Source organism: Candidatus Ichthyocystis sparus (genome assembly GCF_900078745.1).
Lineage (GTDB): Bacteria > Pseudomonadota > Gammaproteobacteria > Burkholderiales > 2013Ark19i > Ichthyocystis > Ichthyocystis sparus.
In genome coordinates this window covers 160,940-177,385 of record NZ_FKII01000044.1, presented here as the reverse complement: position 1 = coordinate 177,385, position 16,446 = coordinate 160,940, and the positions used below count along the sequence as shown (strand labels likewise).

11 protein-coding genes and 2 tRNA genes are annotated in these 16,446 nt (G+C 39.7%); 7 read left to right on the top strand and 6 right to left on the bottom strand.

Features of this window, described 5'->3' with window-relative positions:
• The first annotated feature begins 276 nt into the window (after window positions 1-276).
• The 6 genes from A6733_RS02215 to A6733_RS02190 are packed head-to-tail and all read left to right on the top strand — an operon-like array spanning window position 277 to window position 8,731.
• A complete protein-coding gene (locus A6733_RS02215; RefSeq protein WP_092401850.1) occupies window positions 277-2,697 on the top strand; it encodes an acyl-CoA dehydrogenase in 2,421 nt (806 codons plus the stop codon).
• A gap of 24 nt (window positions 2,698-2,721) precedes the next feature.
• A complete protein-coding gene (locus tag A6733_RS02210; protein ID WP_092401668.1) occupies window positions 2,722-4,008 on the top strand; it encodes an acetyl-CoA C-acetyltransferase in 1,287 nt (428 codons plus the stop codon).
• On the top strand, window positions 4,005-5,972 hold the full coding sequence (locus A6733_RS02205) for a 3-hydroxyacyl-CoA dehydrogenase NAD-binding domain-containing protein (RefSeq protein WP_175330514.1): 1,968 nt from the start codon (window positions 4,005-4,007) through the stop codon (window positions 5,970-5,972). The genes A6733_RS02210 and A6733_RS02205 overlap by 4 nt, the downstream gene beginning before the upstream one ends.
• A 30-nt stretch (window positions 5,973-6,002) precedes the next feature.
• Window positions 6,003-7,451 (top strand): OmpP1/FadL family transporter, encoded by a 1,449-nt coding sequence (locus A6733_RS02200; RefSeq protein WP_092401674.1) that lies wholly within the window; start codon window positions 6,003-6,005, stop codon window positions 7,449-7,451.
• The gene (locus A6733_RS02195; protein ID WP_092401677.1) at window positions 7,411-7,890 is read left to right on the top strand and encodes a rhodanese-like domain-containing protein; all 480 of its coding nucleotides are present in this window, start codon (window positions 7,411-7,413) and stop codon (window positions 7,888-7,890) included. The genes A6733_RS02200 and A6733_RS02195 overlap by 41 nt, the downstream gene beginning before the upstream one ends.
• Window positions 7,883-8,731, top strand: coding sequence for a 3-hydroxyacyl-CoA dehydrogenase NAD-binding domain-containing protein (locus A6733_RS02190; RefSeq protein WP_092401680.1), 849 nt, complete (start codon window positions 7,883-7,885; stop codon window positions 8,729-8,731). Before A6733_RS02195 ends, A6733_RS02190 begins: the two co-directional genes overlap by 8 nt.
• Here the strand turns inward: A6733_RS02190 and A6733_RS02185 are convergent.
• Together A6733_RS02185 and A6733_RS02180 are read right to left on the bottom strand one after the other, a co-directional pair.
• Window positions 8,732-8,808, bottom strand: a tRNA-Met gene (locus A6733_RS02185).
• Between the two features lie 47 nt (window positions 8,809-8,855).
• A tRNA-Ser gene (locus A6733_RS02180) sits at window positions 8,856-8,948 on the bottom strand.
• 73 nt (window positions 8,949-9,021) lie between these two features.
• Here A6733_RS02180 and A6733_RS02175 point away from each other — a divergent pair.
• Complete coding sequence (locus A6733_RS02175) at window positions 9,022-10,002, top strand: threonine/serine dehydratase family protein (RefSeq protein ID WP_176696757.1); 981 nt, start codon at window positions 9,022-9,024, stop codon at window positions 10,000-10,002.
• Here A6733_RS02175 and glnA read toward each other — a convergent pair.
• The 4 genes from glnA to A6733_RS02155 all read right to left on the bottom strand — a co-directional run bounded on the left by glnA (window position 9,999) and on the right by A6733_RS02155 (window position 16,350).
• Window positions 9,999-11,414 carry a type I glutamate--ammonia ligase gene (gene glnA, locus A6733_RS02170; protein ID WP_092401686.1) on the bottom strand — a complete coding sequence of 472 codons (1,416 nt, stop codon included), beginning with the start codon at window positions 11,412-11,414 and terminating at the stop codon, window positions 9,999-10,001. The two genes, A6733_RS02175 and glnA, sit on opposite strands and share 4 nt — an antisense overlap.
• Before the next feature lie 678 nt (window positions 11,415-12,092).
• Complete coding sequence (locus A6733_RS02165; RefSeq protein WP_092401689.1) at window positions 12,093-13,043, bottom strand: type IV secretion system protein; 951 nt, start codon at window positions 13,041-13,043, stop codon at window positions 12,093-12,095.
• Window positions 13,040-13,780: a hypothetical protein gene (locus A6733_RS02160; protein WP_141663017.1), complete on the bottom strand. Its 741-nt coding sequence runs from the start codon at window positions 13,778-13,780 to the stop codon at window positions 13,040-13,042. The genes A6733_RS02165 and A6733_RS02160 overlap by 4 nt, the downstream gene beginning before the upstream one ends.
• A gap of 44 nt (window positions 13,781-13,824) precedes the next feature.
• A complete protein-coding gene (locus tag A6733_RS02155) occupies window positions 13,825-16,350 on the bottom strand; it encodes a VirB4 family type IV secretion system protein (RefSeq protein ID WP_092460327.1) in 2,526 nt (841 codons plus the stop codon).
• Window positions 16,351-16,446: the final 96 nt, after the last annotated feature.

Below are 16,446 nucleotides of genomic sequence, written 5' to 3'. Positions count from 1 at the left end.
TTTCGAACAGGATAGTGAAACGCCAAAGCGCCGATGATAGTTATTTAACTATAGCGAAAGTAGGACGCCGCGAAACTTTTTAATGCATGGAGGGGCTTACGCCCCTCTTTTGTTTTAATGCTACAATCGTGCTACTTGTTTTGTCCTACTGAGCTTAAGGGGGGGCTTTTACACTTTATCTTCCTTGTTGCTATTTATTTAGTTCGTGTTGGCTATAGGCGTGGTTACCATGAAAGCGCTTATTTCTGCGATGTTCCTATCAAATGGAGAACTGATATGCCATTGGGATTTCTGATTATAATTCTTATTTTGGGTATTTTGCCCGTATCTCTTGTTTTTCCTGGTTCTTCTTTGGCATTTTTTGTATTAGGTGTGCTATTCCTTGGTATAGGTTATGTGACAGGTAATGCGGGTTTTTTAATTTGGTTGGTAGCTGGCATTTATTTTTCTCTGTGGTTTCTTCTATCATTTCGTGTACTACGCAGATTACTTTTGACTGGTAGTCTTTTAAGCTCTTTTAGGAAGTCTTTGCCTCATGTTTCTGATACTGAAAAAGAAGCGATAGAGGCAGGTACTGTTTGGTGGGATGCACAAATTTTTTCTGGTAAGCCAAATCTAAAGCTGCTTTCTTCTTTTTCTGAGCCGACCCTAACATACGAAGAAAAAAAGTTTTTGGAGGAGGATGTTGAGGAGCTATGTTCCCTTTTTACAGAATGGGACACAGTAGTATGTAAAGATTTGCCGGCGCACGTTTGGTCCCTAATAATTGAAAGAGGCTTTTTAGGGATGATTATACCGAAAGAGTATGGAGGTAAAGGTTTCTCTGCATATGCTCATGGTGTTATCTTGCAGAAGCTTTCGTCTCATTGCTGTGCCCTTGTTATTCACGTTATGGTTCCCAATTCTTTGGGTCCTGGTGAGCTCTTGCTTCACTATGGAACAGATGAACAGAAGAACCTTTATCTTCCACGCTTGGCTCAGGGTTTAGAGATTCCGGCCTTTGCCTTGACTGCTCCAGAGGCTGGTTCAGATGCTTCGTCAATGCCAGACTATGGTATTGTTTCTTATGGTGAATGGGATGGTCAGGAAGTTATTGGAATGAAGCTTACCTGGAACAAAAGATACATAACCATGGGTCCTATTTGTACTTTGTTAGGATTGGCCTTCAAATTATACGATCCGGATCATTTGATAGGAGATAAGGAAGATATTGGAATTACGTGTGCTCTTATTCCATCAAATACTCCAGGTATTGAGATTGGACGTAGGCACTTTCCAGTGAATTCTGTTTTTCAGAATGGGCCTAACTCAGCCAAGGATTTGTTTGTTCCGCTAAGCTTTGTTATAGGTGGTGCGAAAATGGTTGGCCATGGCTGGAGAATGTTGATGGAGTCCTTGTCTGCAGGTAGAGGCATATCGTTACCTAACACTAGCTTGGGATCTTCACTTCTGGGATTGTTTTCTACTGCATCCTATGCACGTGTCCGTCAGCAGTTTAATTCTCCGATTTGCCTTTTTGAGGGCGTCCAGATCCCTCTAGCTAGGATGACGTCTTTTGTGTATATCATGGATTCTATGTGGAAATTGACCGCTGTGGCCCTGGGTTTAGGAGAGAAACCTTCGGTTATGTCAGCCATTTGTAAGTATCATATTACCGAGATGCAGCGTAAAGTTTTGACTGATGCTATGGATATCCAGGCTGGCAAGGCAATTTGTTCTGGTCCTAACAACTATATAGGTAGAGCCTATTCACAGGCTCCGGTAGCTATAACGGTTGAGGGGGCTAATATACTTACACGCTGTCTAATAATTTTTGGTCAAGGTGCAATACGCTGCCATCCATATGTCTTGAAGGAAATGAAGGCAGCTGCATCGTCTGACAAAAATGCTCTAAAAAATTTTGACAAGGCCTTGTTTGGGCATGTAGCTTTGTCTATACGTAACATAATAGCTTCATTTTGGCATGGTGTAACATCTTCGCGCCTAGTTTATGCAAAAGGTATGAATTGTCCTACGCAGTGGCGAGGTTATTTGAAACACTTTCTTCGCTTTAGTGCTGCGTTTTCCATGGTGGCTGATTTTTCTATGATTATTGTTTCCGGACAGTTAAAACGAAGAGAGGGACTTTCATCTAGGATGGGAGATATTCTCAGCTACTTGTTTATGATCTCTGCAGTTTTTAAGCGATACCAGTTTTCTAACTTTTCCAGTGATGATGAGATTGTTGTACGATGGTCGTTAGATTATCTGTTTATGGAGATGCAGGAAGCATTCTACGCATTTTTTGATAACTTTCCATCCAAAGTTTTTTCCTCTATCTTAAGAAGGATGATTTTTCCATGGGGTCGTGTTTTTAGCTACCCTTCAGATGAGCTGAGCGTTAAATTGTCTAACATAGTTACTTCTTTGTCTCCACAGAGGGATAAATATTTGGAAAATTTGTTTTTGTCCAAAGATCCTGCTAACCATTTGGCTCGTTTGAATAAAGCATTTAATATGTCCTTTAGGGCAATGGAGATTCATAAAAAAGTTTGTAAAATTAAAGTTCAACCTTGGATTGATGCTAAGCAACAGGCTCGTAGTGCTCTTGGCAATGGATTAATAAAGGATGAGGAATACGAGTTCTATTTGGGGTACTTGGATCTGCGCGATGAAGTAATTAGGGTCGATGATTTCTCTAAGGATCTTGAAATTTAACTAAAAAGGAGTACCTGTGTTGCTATGTCCTATAGTCCTGTTTATATAGTTGATGGGCTACGTACGCCTTTTATAAAATCGAGGAACGTTCCGGGCCCATTTTCTGCCTCTGATTTGGCTGTATTTTCTGGTCGGGCTCTTTTTGTTAGGCAACCTATTTTGCCATGTCAAGTGGATGAGGTTATTCTCGGTTGTGCAGTACCAGCATCTGACGAGCCTAACATAAGTCGGTATGTTGCTATTCGTTTGGGTTGTGGAGAGAAGGTTCCAGCTTGGACAGTTATGCGCAACTGTGCATCTGGTATGCAGGCTATTGATTCAGCTTTTGCAAATATTTTACTTGGTCGAGGTGACGTTATTTTAGCTGGGGGTACTGATGCTATGTCCAGAGCCTCGATTATTTTTAGTCGCAGTATGGCAGAGTTTTTTTCTCGACTCTCTATGTCCAAGAGCATCATGTCTCGTCTGTCTTGTTTAGCCAGCTTTCGTCCATCTTTCTTAAAGCCCGTGGTCGGTCTATTGAATGGGCTCACTGAACCCACTACAGGGGAGTTGATGGGACAAACAGCCGAAAATTTGGCTTACAAGTTCGGTATAAACCGTGCGCAAATGGATGAGTACTCCGTGAGTTCTAATGTCAGAGCCTTTGAGGCCCATGAAAAAGGAGTATTTGATTCGGAGATGTCACCCATTTTTGACAAAGATGGAGCATTGTACGACCGTGATGATGGGGTACGTTCTGACTCCTCAGTGGATAAGCTAGCTAGGCTGAGGCCAGTATTTGATAGGAAGTACGGTAATGTGACTGCTGGTAACAGTTCTCAAATTACTGATGGCGCTAGTGTGATGCTAATTGCTTCTGAGAAGGCTGTTGAAAAGTTTTCTTTGCAACCAGTGGCTAGGATACTGAATATTGAGTGGGCTGCCTTGAGTCCATCTTTAATGGGTCTGGGTCCTGTTTACTCTATTTCAAAACTTCTAAAAAAATCTAACCTTTCTCTAGATGACATAGGTCTGTGGGAGATAAATGAAGCTTTTGCTGCCCAAGTTATTGCTTGTTTGAGAGCTCTTGAGGATGCTTCTTTTTGTCACCAGGAGATGCTGTGGGATGGAGCATTGGGTTCAATTCCAAGTGATCGCTTGAATATTGATGGGGGTGCTATTTCAATGGGACATCCTGTTGGTGCTTCTGGTGCACGGATTACATTGCATCTAGCTAATGCTATGCGTCGTTTGGACGTACGTTATGGTGTTGCTTCCATATGTATTGGTGGTGGCATGGGTGGTGCTGTCTTACTGGAGAAAGTATGATGTTGGATAACAATCAGAAGATTTTTGGTCCATATAGTCTTTCGTTTGGTCATGGTGGTGTTGCCAATTTAGTTTTGGATATTCCGGACTCTTCTATAAATGTTTTATCTATGAGTGTTATCAGTTGTTTGAACGATGCATTGGATTTTCTCTCTACTACAGAGCATGAAAGTATAGTTTTTTCTTCCGGGAAGTCCGGATTTATTTATGGGGCTGATATTCATGAGCTGTCTGGTATTTCTACTACTGAGGGAGCTAACTTATTGGTAGAAAACGGCTGGAATCTTATGATGCGTATTGCTAATTGGCCGAAAATTACAATTGCTAAGATACATGGTTTTTGTTTGGGTGGTGGGTTAGAGCTAGCTTTGGCCTGTCGTTTTCGTGTGTCATCAGATGACAAGTCTACTAAGTTTGGATTACCAGAAGTTAGGCTAGGACTTTTGCCTGACTGGGGTGGAATCATGCGCCTTCCTAGATTGATTGGTCCGTTTAAAGCGTTTGATTTGATTTTATCTGGTCGTATGATAAGTGCAAAATCAGCTAAAGAGATGGGATTAGTAGATTTTGTAGCCCCTCTTCGTGTGTTGGACAATGTTGTGTCCAGTATTTTGAAGTCTACTAATGTAGTTTCACCTAGGAAGTTCCTAGGATTCGTTAACCGAATATTGGTTAGCGATGCTTTTAGAGCTATTCCAGCATATATAATACGTTCACAGTTGCGTCGTAAGGTTAGGTTTGAACACTATCCTACTCCATACGTTATTCTTGATTCTTGGGAGAAGTTTTCTGGTAACACTCCGCTTATTCCAGAAGAGCATCCATCACATGTTGTTAAGTTAATTAAATCTTCTACATCTGTTTCTTTACTGCGAGTTTTTTCATTGCAGGAACGCCTAAAATCTTATGGAAAAGATGATTCTATTTTTCCCATATTCCATATTCATGTTGTTGGTGCAGGTGTTATGGGTGGTGATGTAGCCGCTTGGTGCGCATCTAAGGGGATTAGAGTAACTCTGCAGGACTTATCTAATCAGCAAATTGGCTTGGCCTTAAAAAGGGCTCATGATTGGTATTTGAAGAAACTTAGGGATCCTATTTTAATAATGAGAGCTATGGATTTGTTAATTCCTGACCTAAGAGGAGATGGGCTTGCACATGCTGATATAGTTTTTGAGGCGGTTATTGAGGATGTTGATGTTAAGCGTAATTTTTTCAAAAATTTTGAACAGCGTGCTCGCCGTAGCGCACTTTTAGTTACAAATACTTCCAGTATAGTTGTGGAGCGTATTGCTGAAGTTGTAAGTTGCCCTGGGAGGGTTGCTGGGTTGCACTTTTTTAATCCTGTTCATTCAATGCCTCTGGTGGAAGTTGTTAGGGGAGAGAAAACTGATTCTGCGACTGTGGGTAGGCTAATGTATTTTGTGCGCCAAATTGGTAAACTTCCGCTTCCTGTTAAGAGCGTTCCTGGGTTTTTAGTGAATCGTGTTTTGGGACCATACATTCTAGGAGCGTTGTCCTTATTGGATTCAGAGCGTCTTGTACCTGAGTCTATTGATGATGCTGCAAGACGTTTTGGTATGCCCATGGGTCCAGTTGAGTTGGCAGATTATGTCGGTTTAGATGTTTGTGTGGCTGCAGGACATGGAATGTCAGTTTCTGACACTATACCCGAAACATTGGTTCGTTTAGTTTCAGAGAAAAAGCTTGGGAGGAAGACAAGACAAGGATATTATTCCTATGATGAACAATTAAAACCTATTCGTTCTAGCAAATTTACCTCTTTGGGTGATAGCATGGTGGCGCGTATTGTGAAACCCCTTTATGATTGGTCTGTAAAGTGTGTTGAAGAGGCGGTCGTTGAAGACGATGATCTCGCTGATGCAGGTATGATTTTTGGCGCTGGTTTTGCACCTTTTTTGGGAGGCCCACTTTTTGATCTGAAGCGACGTAACGTTAAGTAGCCTTTGTGGTAATTTCAGGGGTGTGTTTTTATGGTTTCTAATAGTAAGAGTAAGTTTTTGGCTTTGGTTGTTTGTTTTTGTTCTCCTTTGGCAGTACAAAATGTGCATTCCTCTGGTTTTGCTTTGTCTGAACAGTCGGTATCTTTGGAGGGTATGGGTGTCTCTGGAGTGGCTGCCGCCGATGATGTTGGTGTGGCCTTTTTTAATCCAGCAGCAGTATCTTTTTTGCCGAAATCTAAACAAAGAGAGATAGTTGTTGGTGGTCAGTATGTTATTTTGGATATATCGTTTCATGACCTAGGTTCAAAGCAGCCTTCTTTTCCAGTATATTTTCCTGATTCTGTTAAGGATGGGTCTTCCCGTACTTCGGCAGCTATTCCCAGTGTATCTTTGAGTATTCCTTTGTCAGACCGTTATGGTTTGATAGGTGGGTTTTTTTTAGGACCGCCTTTTGGCTTGGCTACTGATTATGGTTCTACTTGGATGGGGCGCTATCGTGCTACTTCGTCCAAAGTTGTTTCATTGGTATTTAATCCATTTTTGTCTATTCGTCCTACTAACAGCTTATCTATCGGTTTTGGTTTAAATGCACTCTATTTTCAATCTGAACTTTCGCAGATAGTTAATTTGTCTGAAGCGATTGGGAGTTCGTTGAGCGCCCGTGTGGGAAGGAGTTTGGCTACCTTATGTGCTACTCCTTTGCCGTCGCAGTTTAATACTCTGCAACCTTATGTTGATTTAGTTTGTTCTGAAAGAGGTAGTGCTAGATCGTCTTTTTCGGGTAGTAGCTTTGCTTTGGGGTGGAACGCTGGTGCTATGTACCAACCGAGCAACGATTGGCGGTTCGGCCTAAGCTACAGACATGGATATTCATTGCGGGTAAATGGTAATATTAATATCGATAATTTCGACGTGGACTTCTATGTATTCAAATGGTTGTCGCCGTCAGTTGGTCCTACCAGTTTGAAGGGGCGTGCGGGCTATTCCTACGTAGATCTTCCCAGTGTAGTTGATTTTAGTATCTTCCATAAGTTTAGCGATTCGTATGATATTGCCCTTGATATTAGGCATTTTGATTGGCTTGATACCAAGAAAATGTCGATGAATGACGGTGCTGGTGAGGTACTGTCTGTTAAAGTGAACGCTCGTTCCACTTGGAGTTTAAACATGGGTGGACAGTATCATCACTCTGATAAGTTGACTCTACGAGGTGGTTTTGTACTAGCACAAGGATTTTCGTCGCAAGATAAACGTACTTTGCTGCCGCGCTTACCTGACAGTAACCGCTTTGGTTTTTCTGGTGGTGTAAGTTACAATGTTTCTCCCGACAGTAGTTTGGCGGCGAGTGTCTTGTACATAATGTCTACAGCTCCCTCTAAGATTTTTGCTGATGACAATGAGAAGTCATTAGGAGTTCTTAGGGGTAGTTTTGATTCTCATGCGTGGGTTTTGGGCGTTCAGTACGTGCGTAGTTTCTGATGATTTCGGAGTAGTAAAAATGGATTGGACTACCTTGGATGAACTTCGTGATAAGCATGAATCTGATGCTGGTCTTCCATTTTTTGGGCCCGAGGAGTCGTACTGGATAATGCATGGCCAAAATGAGCGTAAGTTTGTACTGGTGGATGTTAGGACGGATAGTGAGTTGCTTATTACTGGTACACCTGAAGGTAGTATTCACGTAGTTTGGTCAGTTAATGGAGTAGAGAACCCAAATTTTCTTAGTGAGCTGTCTGAACTGGTTACTTCTAAGTCGGAGAATATGATATTTATGTGCCGCTCTGGTTCGAGGTCTTCGTGTGCTGCAAAGGCTGCTATGCTAAATGGATACTCTAACGTGTACAATTTGAACGGTGGCTATAACGCGATTTCAGTGTCAGCCCCTAAGTGGCTTGAAAGTTGGGTGTCTCGTGGTTGATAAGGTAGATGTTGCCGTCTTTGGTTCGGGGATTATGGGAAGCGGTATCGCCCAAGTGTCTGCTGCTGCAGGATTTTCTGTGGCCGTTATTGATCCTGATGTTTCTTCTCTAGATAAATCAAAGGCCTCTGTTGCAGATAGTCTAAATCGTCTTGTTGAAAAGAACAGTATTTCTCCTACCGATAAGGAAAGTACTCTGTCTCGTATTGCTTGGCTTAGTTCTACTGACAGTATTTCTTCACTATCATTCGGTATTGAGGCTATACCGGAAGATGTTTCTATGAAGGCTGATCTTATTAGTAGAATTAGTAGAAGTTATCCCGGTGTTTTGTTAGCCTCCAATACTTCTTCTATATCTTTGTCTCTACTTGCTAGTTTTTCATCAGAGCCTGGGAATGTAGTTGGAATGCATTTCTTTAATCCTGTTCCAATTATGAAGCTAGTTGAGATCATTTGTGCACTGCAAACTAGCGACAGCTCTTTTGAAAAGGCGCTTTCTTTTGTACGTAAATTGGGCAAGTTACCAATACGCGTTGCCAATAGACCAGGATTTGCAGTTAATCGCATACTTTTAGCAATGCTGAATGAGGCGTTTTTTGTCTACTCAGAGGGAGTGGCTAGTGTTGAGGATATTGATTCTGCCATGAAGCTTGGCTGCAATCACCCGGTAGGTCCACTTGCATTGGCAGATATGATAGGGCTTGACATATGTCTGAAGGTATGCGAGCAGCTCTACCGGCAGTTTAGTGACTCCAAGTACAGGCCCTGCCCACTCCTTAGAGAAATGGTAGACGCTGGGCTCCTGGGGAAAAAATCTGGCAGGGGATTCTACAAATACTGATGGTGGCGAATCAGGGACTCGAACCCCGGACCTGCGGATTATGATTCCGTCGCTCTAACCACCTGAGCTAATTCGCCGACCCCTTAATCCTAACATACATGCACTGAGAAAGTCTTTTGTTTTTTGGCGGAGACGGTGGGATTCGAACCCACGAAACGGTTTAAAGCCATTTACTACATTTCCAGTGTAGCCCCTTCGGCCGCTCGGGCACATCTCCTCCTAGCGGTGGATTGTAGCACAAACACATGCTATTTTATCCAGTGTTAATGTTTGGTGGATGCCCCAAAATTATGGAATTTAATGAATATTTCAAGCTCATTTTGGAGGCAGACGTATCTCGGTTTGTACGTAGAACTCCTCTCGACTTGCTTTGTACAACTAGCGATCGTCTTGGTTTTCATGTATTTTCCAAGAGAGATGATCTGCAGCCAACAGTTTATTCCTTTAAGATCCGGGGTGTAGCTTATAAACTTTCTCAGTTGTGTAACCAACAAAAAATTACCAACTTAGCCTTGGTAGTTCCTTCCACTGGTAATCATGCTATCAGTGTTGTGCATTGTGCGCGAAGCTTGGGCTATAAAGTGACAGTTGTTATGCCCACCTGTACGTCTGATATTAAAGTTAATAAGGTTTCTTCAATGGGTGGGGAGGTAATATTATCTGGGGATAGTTGTAGTGAATCTTGTGCGGCGGCCGAAGAAATAGCCTTAAAAATCAAGGCCACTCTGGTACATCCATATGATGATCCAGATATTATAGTAGGCCATGGCACTATGGCTAGGGAGATTGTGGAGCAACTTTACTACCAGCAGATAAAGGCTATTTTTGTGCCTATAGGAGGTGGTGCTTTGGCTTCGTCCGTAGCACTCTACATAAAAAAAGTAATGCCTAAAACAAAAGTCATTGGAGTGCAATACCATGGCTGTGATTCAATGAGACGTTCTCTACAGGAAGGAAAAATTGTATCCCATAAACCACTAAGTACATTTGCATCTGCAATATCTACAGAGTACGTAGGTAAAGAGACTTTTCGTATTTGTAGAGAATTATTAGATGATGTTGTGGTTGTACGTAAAGAAGAAGTAATTGATGCCATAAAAGAGTTTTATAGGCACTGTAGGGTGGTACTGGAACCTGCAGGAGCAGCCTCATTGGCCGCTTTGGGCCAGTGGAGCAAAACTAGTACCAGCAACAAGACAGACAACGTAGTAACACTTGCATGCGGTGCAAATGCAGATCTAACTTCTATTTTTAACGTCTATAACTGCTAGCAACTATAGTACATCGCAAATTCCACGGGATGTATGTAGGCCCTAGATCTACTTAATTCCTCCATTTTAGCAGTTATATATGAGTCGATAAAATCGTGACTCATCACCCCTGTTCTTACCAAAAATTCACGATCTACATCTAATTCTCTAAGAGATTCATCTAGAGATGAGGGGAGTTTGGGGATGGATAGAGCATCTTCTTTGCTCAAATCATATAGATTTCTGTCAATTTGATCGCCGGGACTAGTTTGATTTGCTATACCGTCCATACCAGCTATTAACATGGCTGCTTGGGCTAAATAAGGGTTGGATGATGCATCAGGAAAACGAACCTCTACACGCCTAGAAGAATCAGACGATGAATAAGGTATCCTAACAGCCGCAGATCTATTTTTAGCAGAATATGCAAGTCTTACCGGAGCTTCATACCCAGGAATAAGCCTGCGATAAGAGTTAATTGTAGGGTTTGTGAAAGCACTTATGGCACGAGCATGTTTCAATATTCCCCCAATGTAGAACAATGCAGTCTGTGAAAGACCTATGCGCTCACTTCCAGCAAATAGGTTTTTTCCGGATTTCCAGATTGATTGATGGCAGTGCATACCAGAGCCATTGTCGTTTAGTATAGGTTTAGGCATAAAAGTAGCAGTCTTATTAAATCTGGCAGCAGCATTCTTTACCACATACTTTACTAATTGCACCCAATCAGATTTTTGTACCAGCGTTGAGAACCTGGTTCCAATCTCGCATTGACCAAAGGCAGCAACTTCATGATGATGTATCTCAACCTGTAAGCCAACCCTTTCAAGAAGTACACAAATCCAAGACCGTAGATCATGAAGGTTGTCTGTGGGAGGTAGTGTCATGTACCCCTCCTTAGTTCTTGGGTAATGCCCAGAAATACTGTTGTTTATCGATGAGCCACAAGCCTCACAGGACTCAATATTGTAGAAACTGTTTGAGGAACCGCATCCCCACGAAACTTTATCAAATACAAAAAACTCTAACTCTGGGCCAAAAAAAGCACTGTCACCTATGCCAGATGTTTTTAAATAATTCTCAGCGCGTTGAGCAATGGTCCTAGGGTCCCTGTCATATCCTTTGCCATCCACAGGATCAACTACATTGCAGAAAAAGGAAAGAGTTTTTTCCTGAAAGAAAGGGTCAATTACCGCCGTGTCTATGTCAGGAGCAAGAATTACATCAGACACCTGAACATTTTTCCACGCAGGGAAAGACGAACCATCAATGGTTTGCCCCTCAAAGAGAAGTTGCTCCGAAGCATTTTGCGCCGGCAATGTTAGGTGGCAATGACGACCAAAAATATCAGAGAATCTATAATCTAGGAATTTGATATCATCGTTTTTTATGCGAGATATAATATCGGAGTATTTGCTGTTACTACTTGCCATAAAGCCGCTCTTTCTACGATGGTCCTGTTGTTGCTACATAAGGAATTATCGCATATAAAAGCTCTTTGTTAGCATCTTTTTTGCTCTAGCAGTTGTATAGGGTTCTATGTCTTTACAAATGCCGTAATTATGCTAGTAATTTTTGTTATAAATACCGGCCGAACCTAAGATTTCTAACGTACAATTTAATTAATTGATTGTCTTAGAAAATAATGAGAACATGATATGTGTAAGTATGCGGTCGCATGACTACATCTGGTTCTAGTATTCGTTACTCACTATCGGTTACATTATGCAGGAATATGGATTTGTTTTGTTCCTACAGGTGCGCCATTGAGACTAAATAGTGTATAACATGCGCATATTGTTAGGGGGCATGTCAATCCTAATTGTGACATTCATCGTGGTAGTAGCTAGAGGCAGATGCGGAAAACACGGGAAAGTTGGTTGTTGCATAATTGGCAAATATGTGTTACCTCCAACATTATGAGGGGCAAAGCCGTTCTCAAGCTAGACAACCAGTCTGTTAAACGAGACAGTCAAACTTTGATAGCGGTTGGGTTTTACGCCTGAATGTCACCTACTCTGCTGTTACTGCTGAAGTTTGGCAGAAACTGTGCACATTATTTGCACACGCTAAACTTTTAGAAAAATATATTTTACTTAGTCTTGAAAATACTAACTTTTTCTTCTTAATGACTTCATAATTGATGGATATTTCTGGTTATTCCCATAATTTTCATTCTTATTAGTGTAAGAAGAACTGAAGATTTTGCGTAGATCAAGGGATTGTCTTATATGAGTAGTTGATAAATGCACCCCACCACTTATAATTCCTTGGCATATACCAGGTATATTCCAGAATAATGTCAAAAATACAAAACATACTATCATTACTAATACTAGTATCGTTTGGTCGGGTGATATGTAATCAGGAATGAAACTTTGTTGAAGTTGGTGCAACTGCTTGATGCTAGAACGACATATATACGACATTGCTGATCCTACAATTTGATAAAGAGCAGCACTAATTGTAAACCTCAACCAACCATGAAATAAAAATTGACAAGGTCCAAGTAGCAACCATGGACATAGTATCGGACCTATCATTATACTTATCGATAATAATACCCCTCCCATGTACAAAACTATTATATATGCTCCCATGGTTATGATTATAGCTATCTCAGCAGCTATTTTTAGTATAACAGCAGCAAAATTACCAATGGTTGCTGCCACTATTTTTTGGGGAGATAGAGAAATTCCACTGAAGTATGAATTGTTACTTATGTGACTAAGTAATTCGAAAAAAATAGTCAAAGTAGAGTCCTTTTCTTCCGGACTGATTTTTTGTGCTAATGAATTAACACTTTTGAAAAAGAAATGAGCTACAACCGAATTCCAGTGAGTCAATAAAAATAATATTATGCTGGCAATCAAAATATTTTTGAATATATTTACCAGCAACTGTTGACCATCATTTATAAGCATTGCCCATAACTGATAACCAATGGAAATACTAAACAGAACCCAGGTTAAATCCTTACCCTCACTTAAAAAAACACCTCTTAGTTGTTGGCTAGAATTTAGGGCTGTTGTACATATATCCTGTATAATCTGAGCGTTCATAGTGAATCATTTTCCTCTAAAGTATCAGAGTTTGATGAGTAGTTCCATGAGGCAACTATTTCTTGCTTTTTTAAATTATGATCCCTATATTTGCGCCTGTTTTGTACATCTAAATAATTTTTTATAACTAGATTCGAATACATATTTTGCTGATTTTTTCTTCTTAGAGTTGTTGATTTGTCAATATTTTGATAAAGAATAATTTTTTCTAAATTTTTAATATGATGATTAAGGTTATTCAGCTGTAAACTAAGGCTTTGCAAGCCCTCAGTTGGTCCACTAATATTCTCTATGGATATTATATCATCAGAAAGTGATGATGATTTTTCTTCTAAAGATCGCATGGTGTCAATATCGTTTTCCATTGTTTTTTTATATATTCCTCCAAGCTCATTGGCTAGGTTTATCTCTTCCTCTATGTACTTTTTGGGATCTATGTGAAGTGCAGAAATTTCCCTGGATCTTCTAGATATCATTTCTGTATAACGATTAGAGTAATCCTCAAAAGTATGTAATTCCTTTATAAATTTGTCTATTGATAGCGATTGTTTTATAAGGCGTTCAATGTGTTCAGGTGATAACTTTTTTGCCTGAGATTGAGCAAGACGATATTGGTCAAGCATGACCTTTTTTATTCTTTGTTGTTCCGCAACTAAGGAAGAGATTTGATGAATTTCCCTCAAAAGTGCTTCATGATTTAGTATTTGAGTATATTCTGTAGCTTCTACGCCAGGCATACTAATAGCTGTGTGATGTACTGATATAAATAATATGATCGTTGCTACATATCTTGATTGCATAGGTATAAATCCTTCCATTTGTGACAATCAGTACGTATACAATGCTCAAGGCGCTGTCTTTGTTTTAGGTCAGAAGACAAGAGAAGTGTTAGTTTGTTATCTATAACTAAAGATGCACGAAAAGACGTATCTCCCTGTACTATAAGAAGTTCTTTTTTAGGTTGTGAATAACTTAAATAATTAATTTCTTCCTCATTAAGTCCAAACTCGTGCATGTATAAATTTTTTACAGACTCAGATTTGGCTTTGTGATTAGGTAAAAATACACGAGAAGCAATGTTGTCTCTAATGCTTGGAAAAATGTCTGACGAAAATAAATCTTCTATTGACTGCGTGTCCATCCATACAGAGCATAAGTATTTTCTGAAGGTTTTTAACCATGTTGCTACCCTGTTCATAAGTAATGGATTAGACAAAAAATTCCAGCACTCCGCTATATGGACTACAGATGGTGTAATAGTGTACTGGTGCTGTTTTTTTGAAAGGTGATTTTCTATGCGATAGAGTATGTACTCTATTAGTGGAGCTGAATTGAAAGATGCCTTTATAAGCGTCTTCATTTCAAGTCCTATAAGCTGTTTTTTATCTAAAGACATATCAAAAATGTCTGGTCCTGTGCCTAACCATTTACCGTAAAATTCTTTATTTATCCACTGATGAAGCCGTACTCGTAAGGATTCAGATGTTATGTGGCAATATAGAGTGTGTATATTCCAGTTACTTTTTTCTAAATAGGACATCGATTCTATTGTAATTTCTATTTCATCTGCGTACTGATTTTTAAGTAAATTTTCATTATCACCCATTAGGCTAAAAATCCAATCTCTTAGCCACGGCCAGGATGATTTGTCACTCAATAGCGAAAATGGGTTGAGTGCTAGTTTTTTATATTTGTCCTCTTCTGGGTCAATATAAATTCCATCTTGAAGCAAAATGGGAATTTTAGAAGATTGATCATAATCTAGAACAAATATACTCGCACCTCTGTATTTTCTAAATTGGCTCATTTGTAAGTTGGCAAATAGAGATTTGCCAGATCCTGTTGGCCCAATTATGAAGTAATGTCCATTATCATCAACATATGGATGTACTGCTATTTTTTGCTGATATTCTCCCGATAAAAAACTTATTGGCTCCCCTTTGGTTATTTTTAGTAGATGCGGTGATTGTTTATTGTGTTTGTTGGAATTGCTAATAATAGGCAAGTTATCAGCTATATTTGCACTAGAAATTATGCTCCATCTGCAGCAACTATTATGCATTCCAGGCTGAGTGACCATCCATGATGATAATAAATGATTTGTTTCATCTATGAAGATAAAGTTACTACGGCTTAATGATTCAAATAAGCTTTTCTTTTTTTGTAATAAGGAACGATTTGTATCACTGTACACTATTATGCTTATGTTACTGTATCCCATGATTATTTGGGATGAGTCTATTTGGTATTGTAGTTCATTGCACTGATCGAAAAGCTGTTTTTTACTCTTAATAGATGACGATTCCTGGATATCAGATTGAAGTAAAGCTGCAGATAGGTAAGCTTTCCATGAATACATACGATAGCTGTACCATCGCTTCATATTGCGGATATATCTCGAAGTATGCTGATTAGAAAGATTACGAAAACAGAAAGATATAGCCATTTCAGCAGGAACTGAAAAAATATCAGTTAATGAAATGTCAGGAGAGGTAAATGTATGAGAACTGTTTTCTGTGGCTAACTTCACCGTTATAGCTGAAGCGTATTTCTTTAGGCCATTATTTCCCTTGAATACTAAATGATCGTCTTTAAGAGAGATTTCATTGTCGGTTATAAAGCTATCAATTAACCAATTTTCTGTTGGTATGGCCAATGATGGTCTTTTATTACACGGATTGGCAGAATGGTATAAAAATGCTCCCAAAGAACGATCAGAATTGTTCAATCTGTGAACTGAGAATCCATGAAGACAAGATGTAAATTTATCAATCAATAATTCAAAGCGAGATATCTCATCATTCATTTCTTGTTCAAGGTATGGGAAAACAGCATTTTCTCCGAAGTAGCAGAATATAGATTTGACAATGGATGATGCTAGAGACAGTTTTTTCTTTTTATAGAAAAAATGAAATTGATTTACAAACTTATTTATTCCCATGCTAGGATACAGCACGATTGAGCAGTAGCTGCTAATATGGTAATGGGGATTTTTGTTGAAAAAGTCTTTTCTGGCATCATCAATCATTGCACTTATTACTTCTGGGAAATTATATTCAGGATATTCACAGTCTAACTGTTTGTGAAAACTCCACCACGTTGATACATTTATATCCCTAAAAGTATCAATGGCCCTTTGCCTGCATTCAGCAATAAAATTCTTGTTTTCTGAGGTCATGTTGTCAGAGAACATGGCGTCAATCTTTAGGCATGCCATAAGTCCACCATCCTTGGTAACTACAATATTGTCGTTAGCCAGAAAAAGCCATGGAAGAAGCTCTGACGATGAACCAGGTGTCTCTAACATAAGGTATCACGACCAAAGCCATAAGGCCTCTTATTAATAGCTATGTTCTCTTGTGGCCATGGTAAATATTTTTTTCTGTGGTACTTGGTCTTTAAC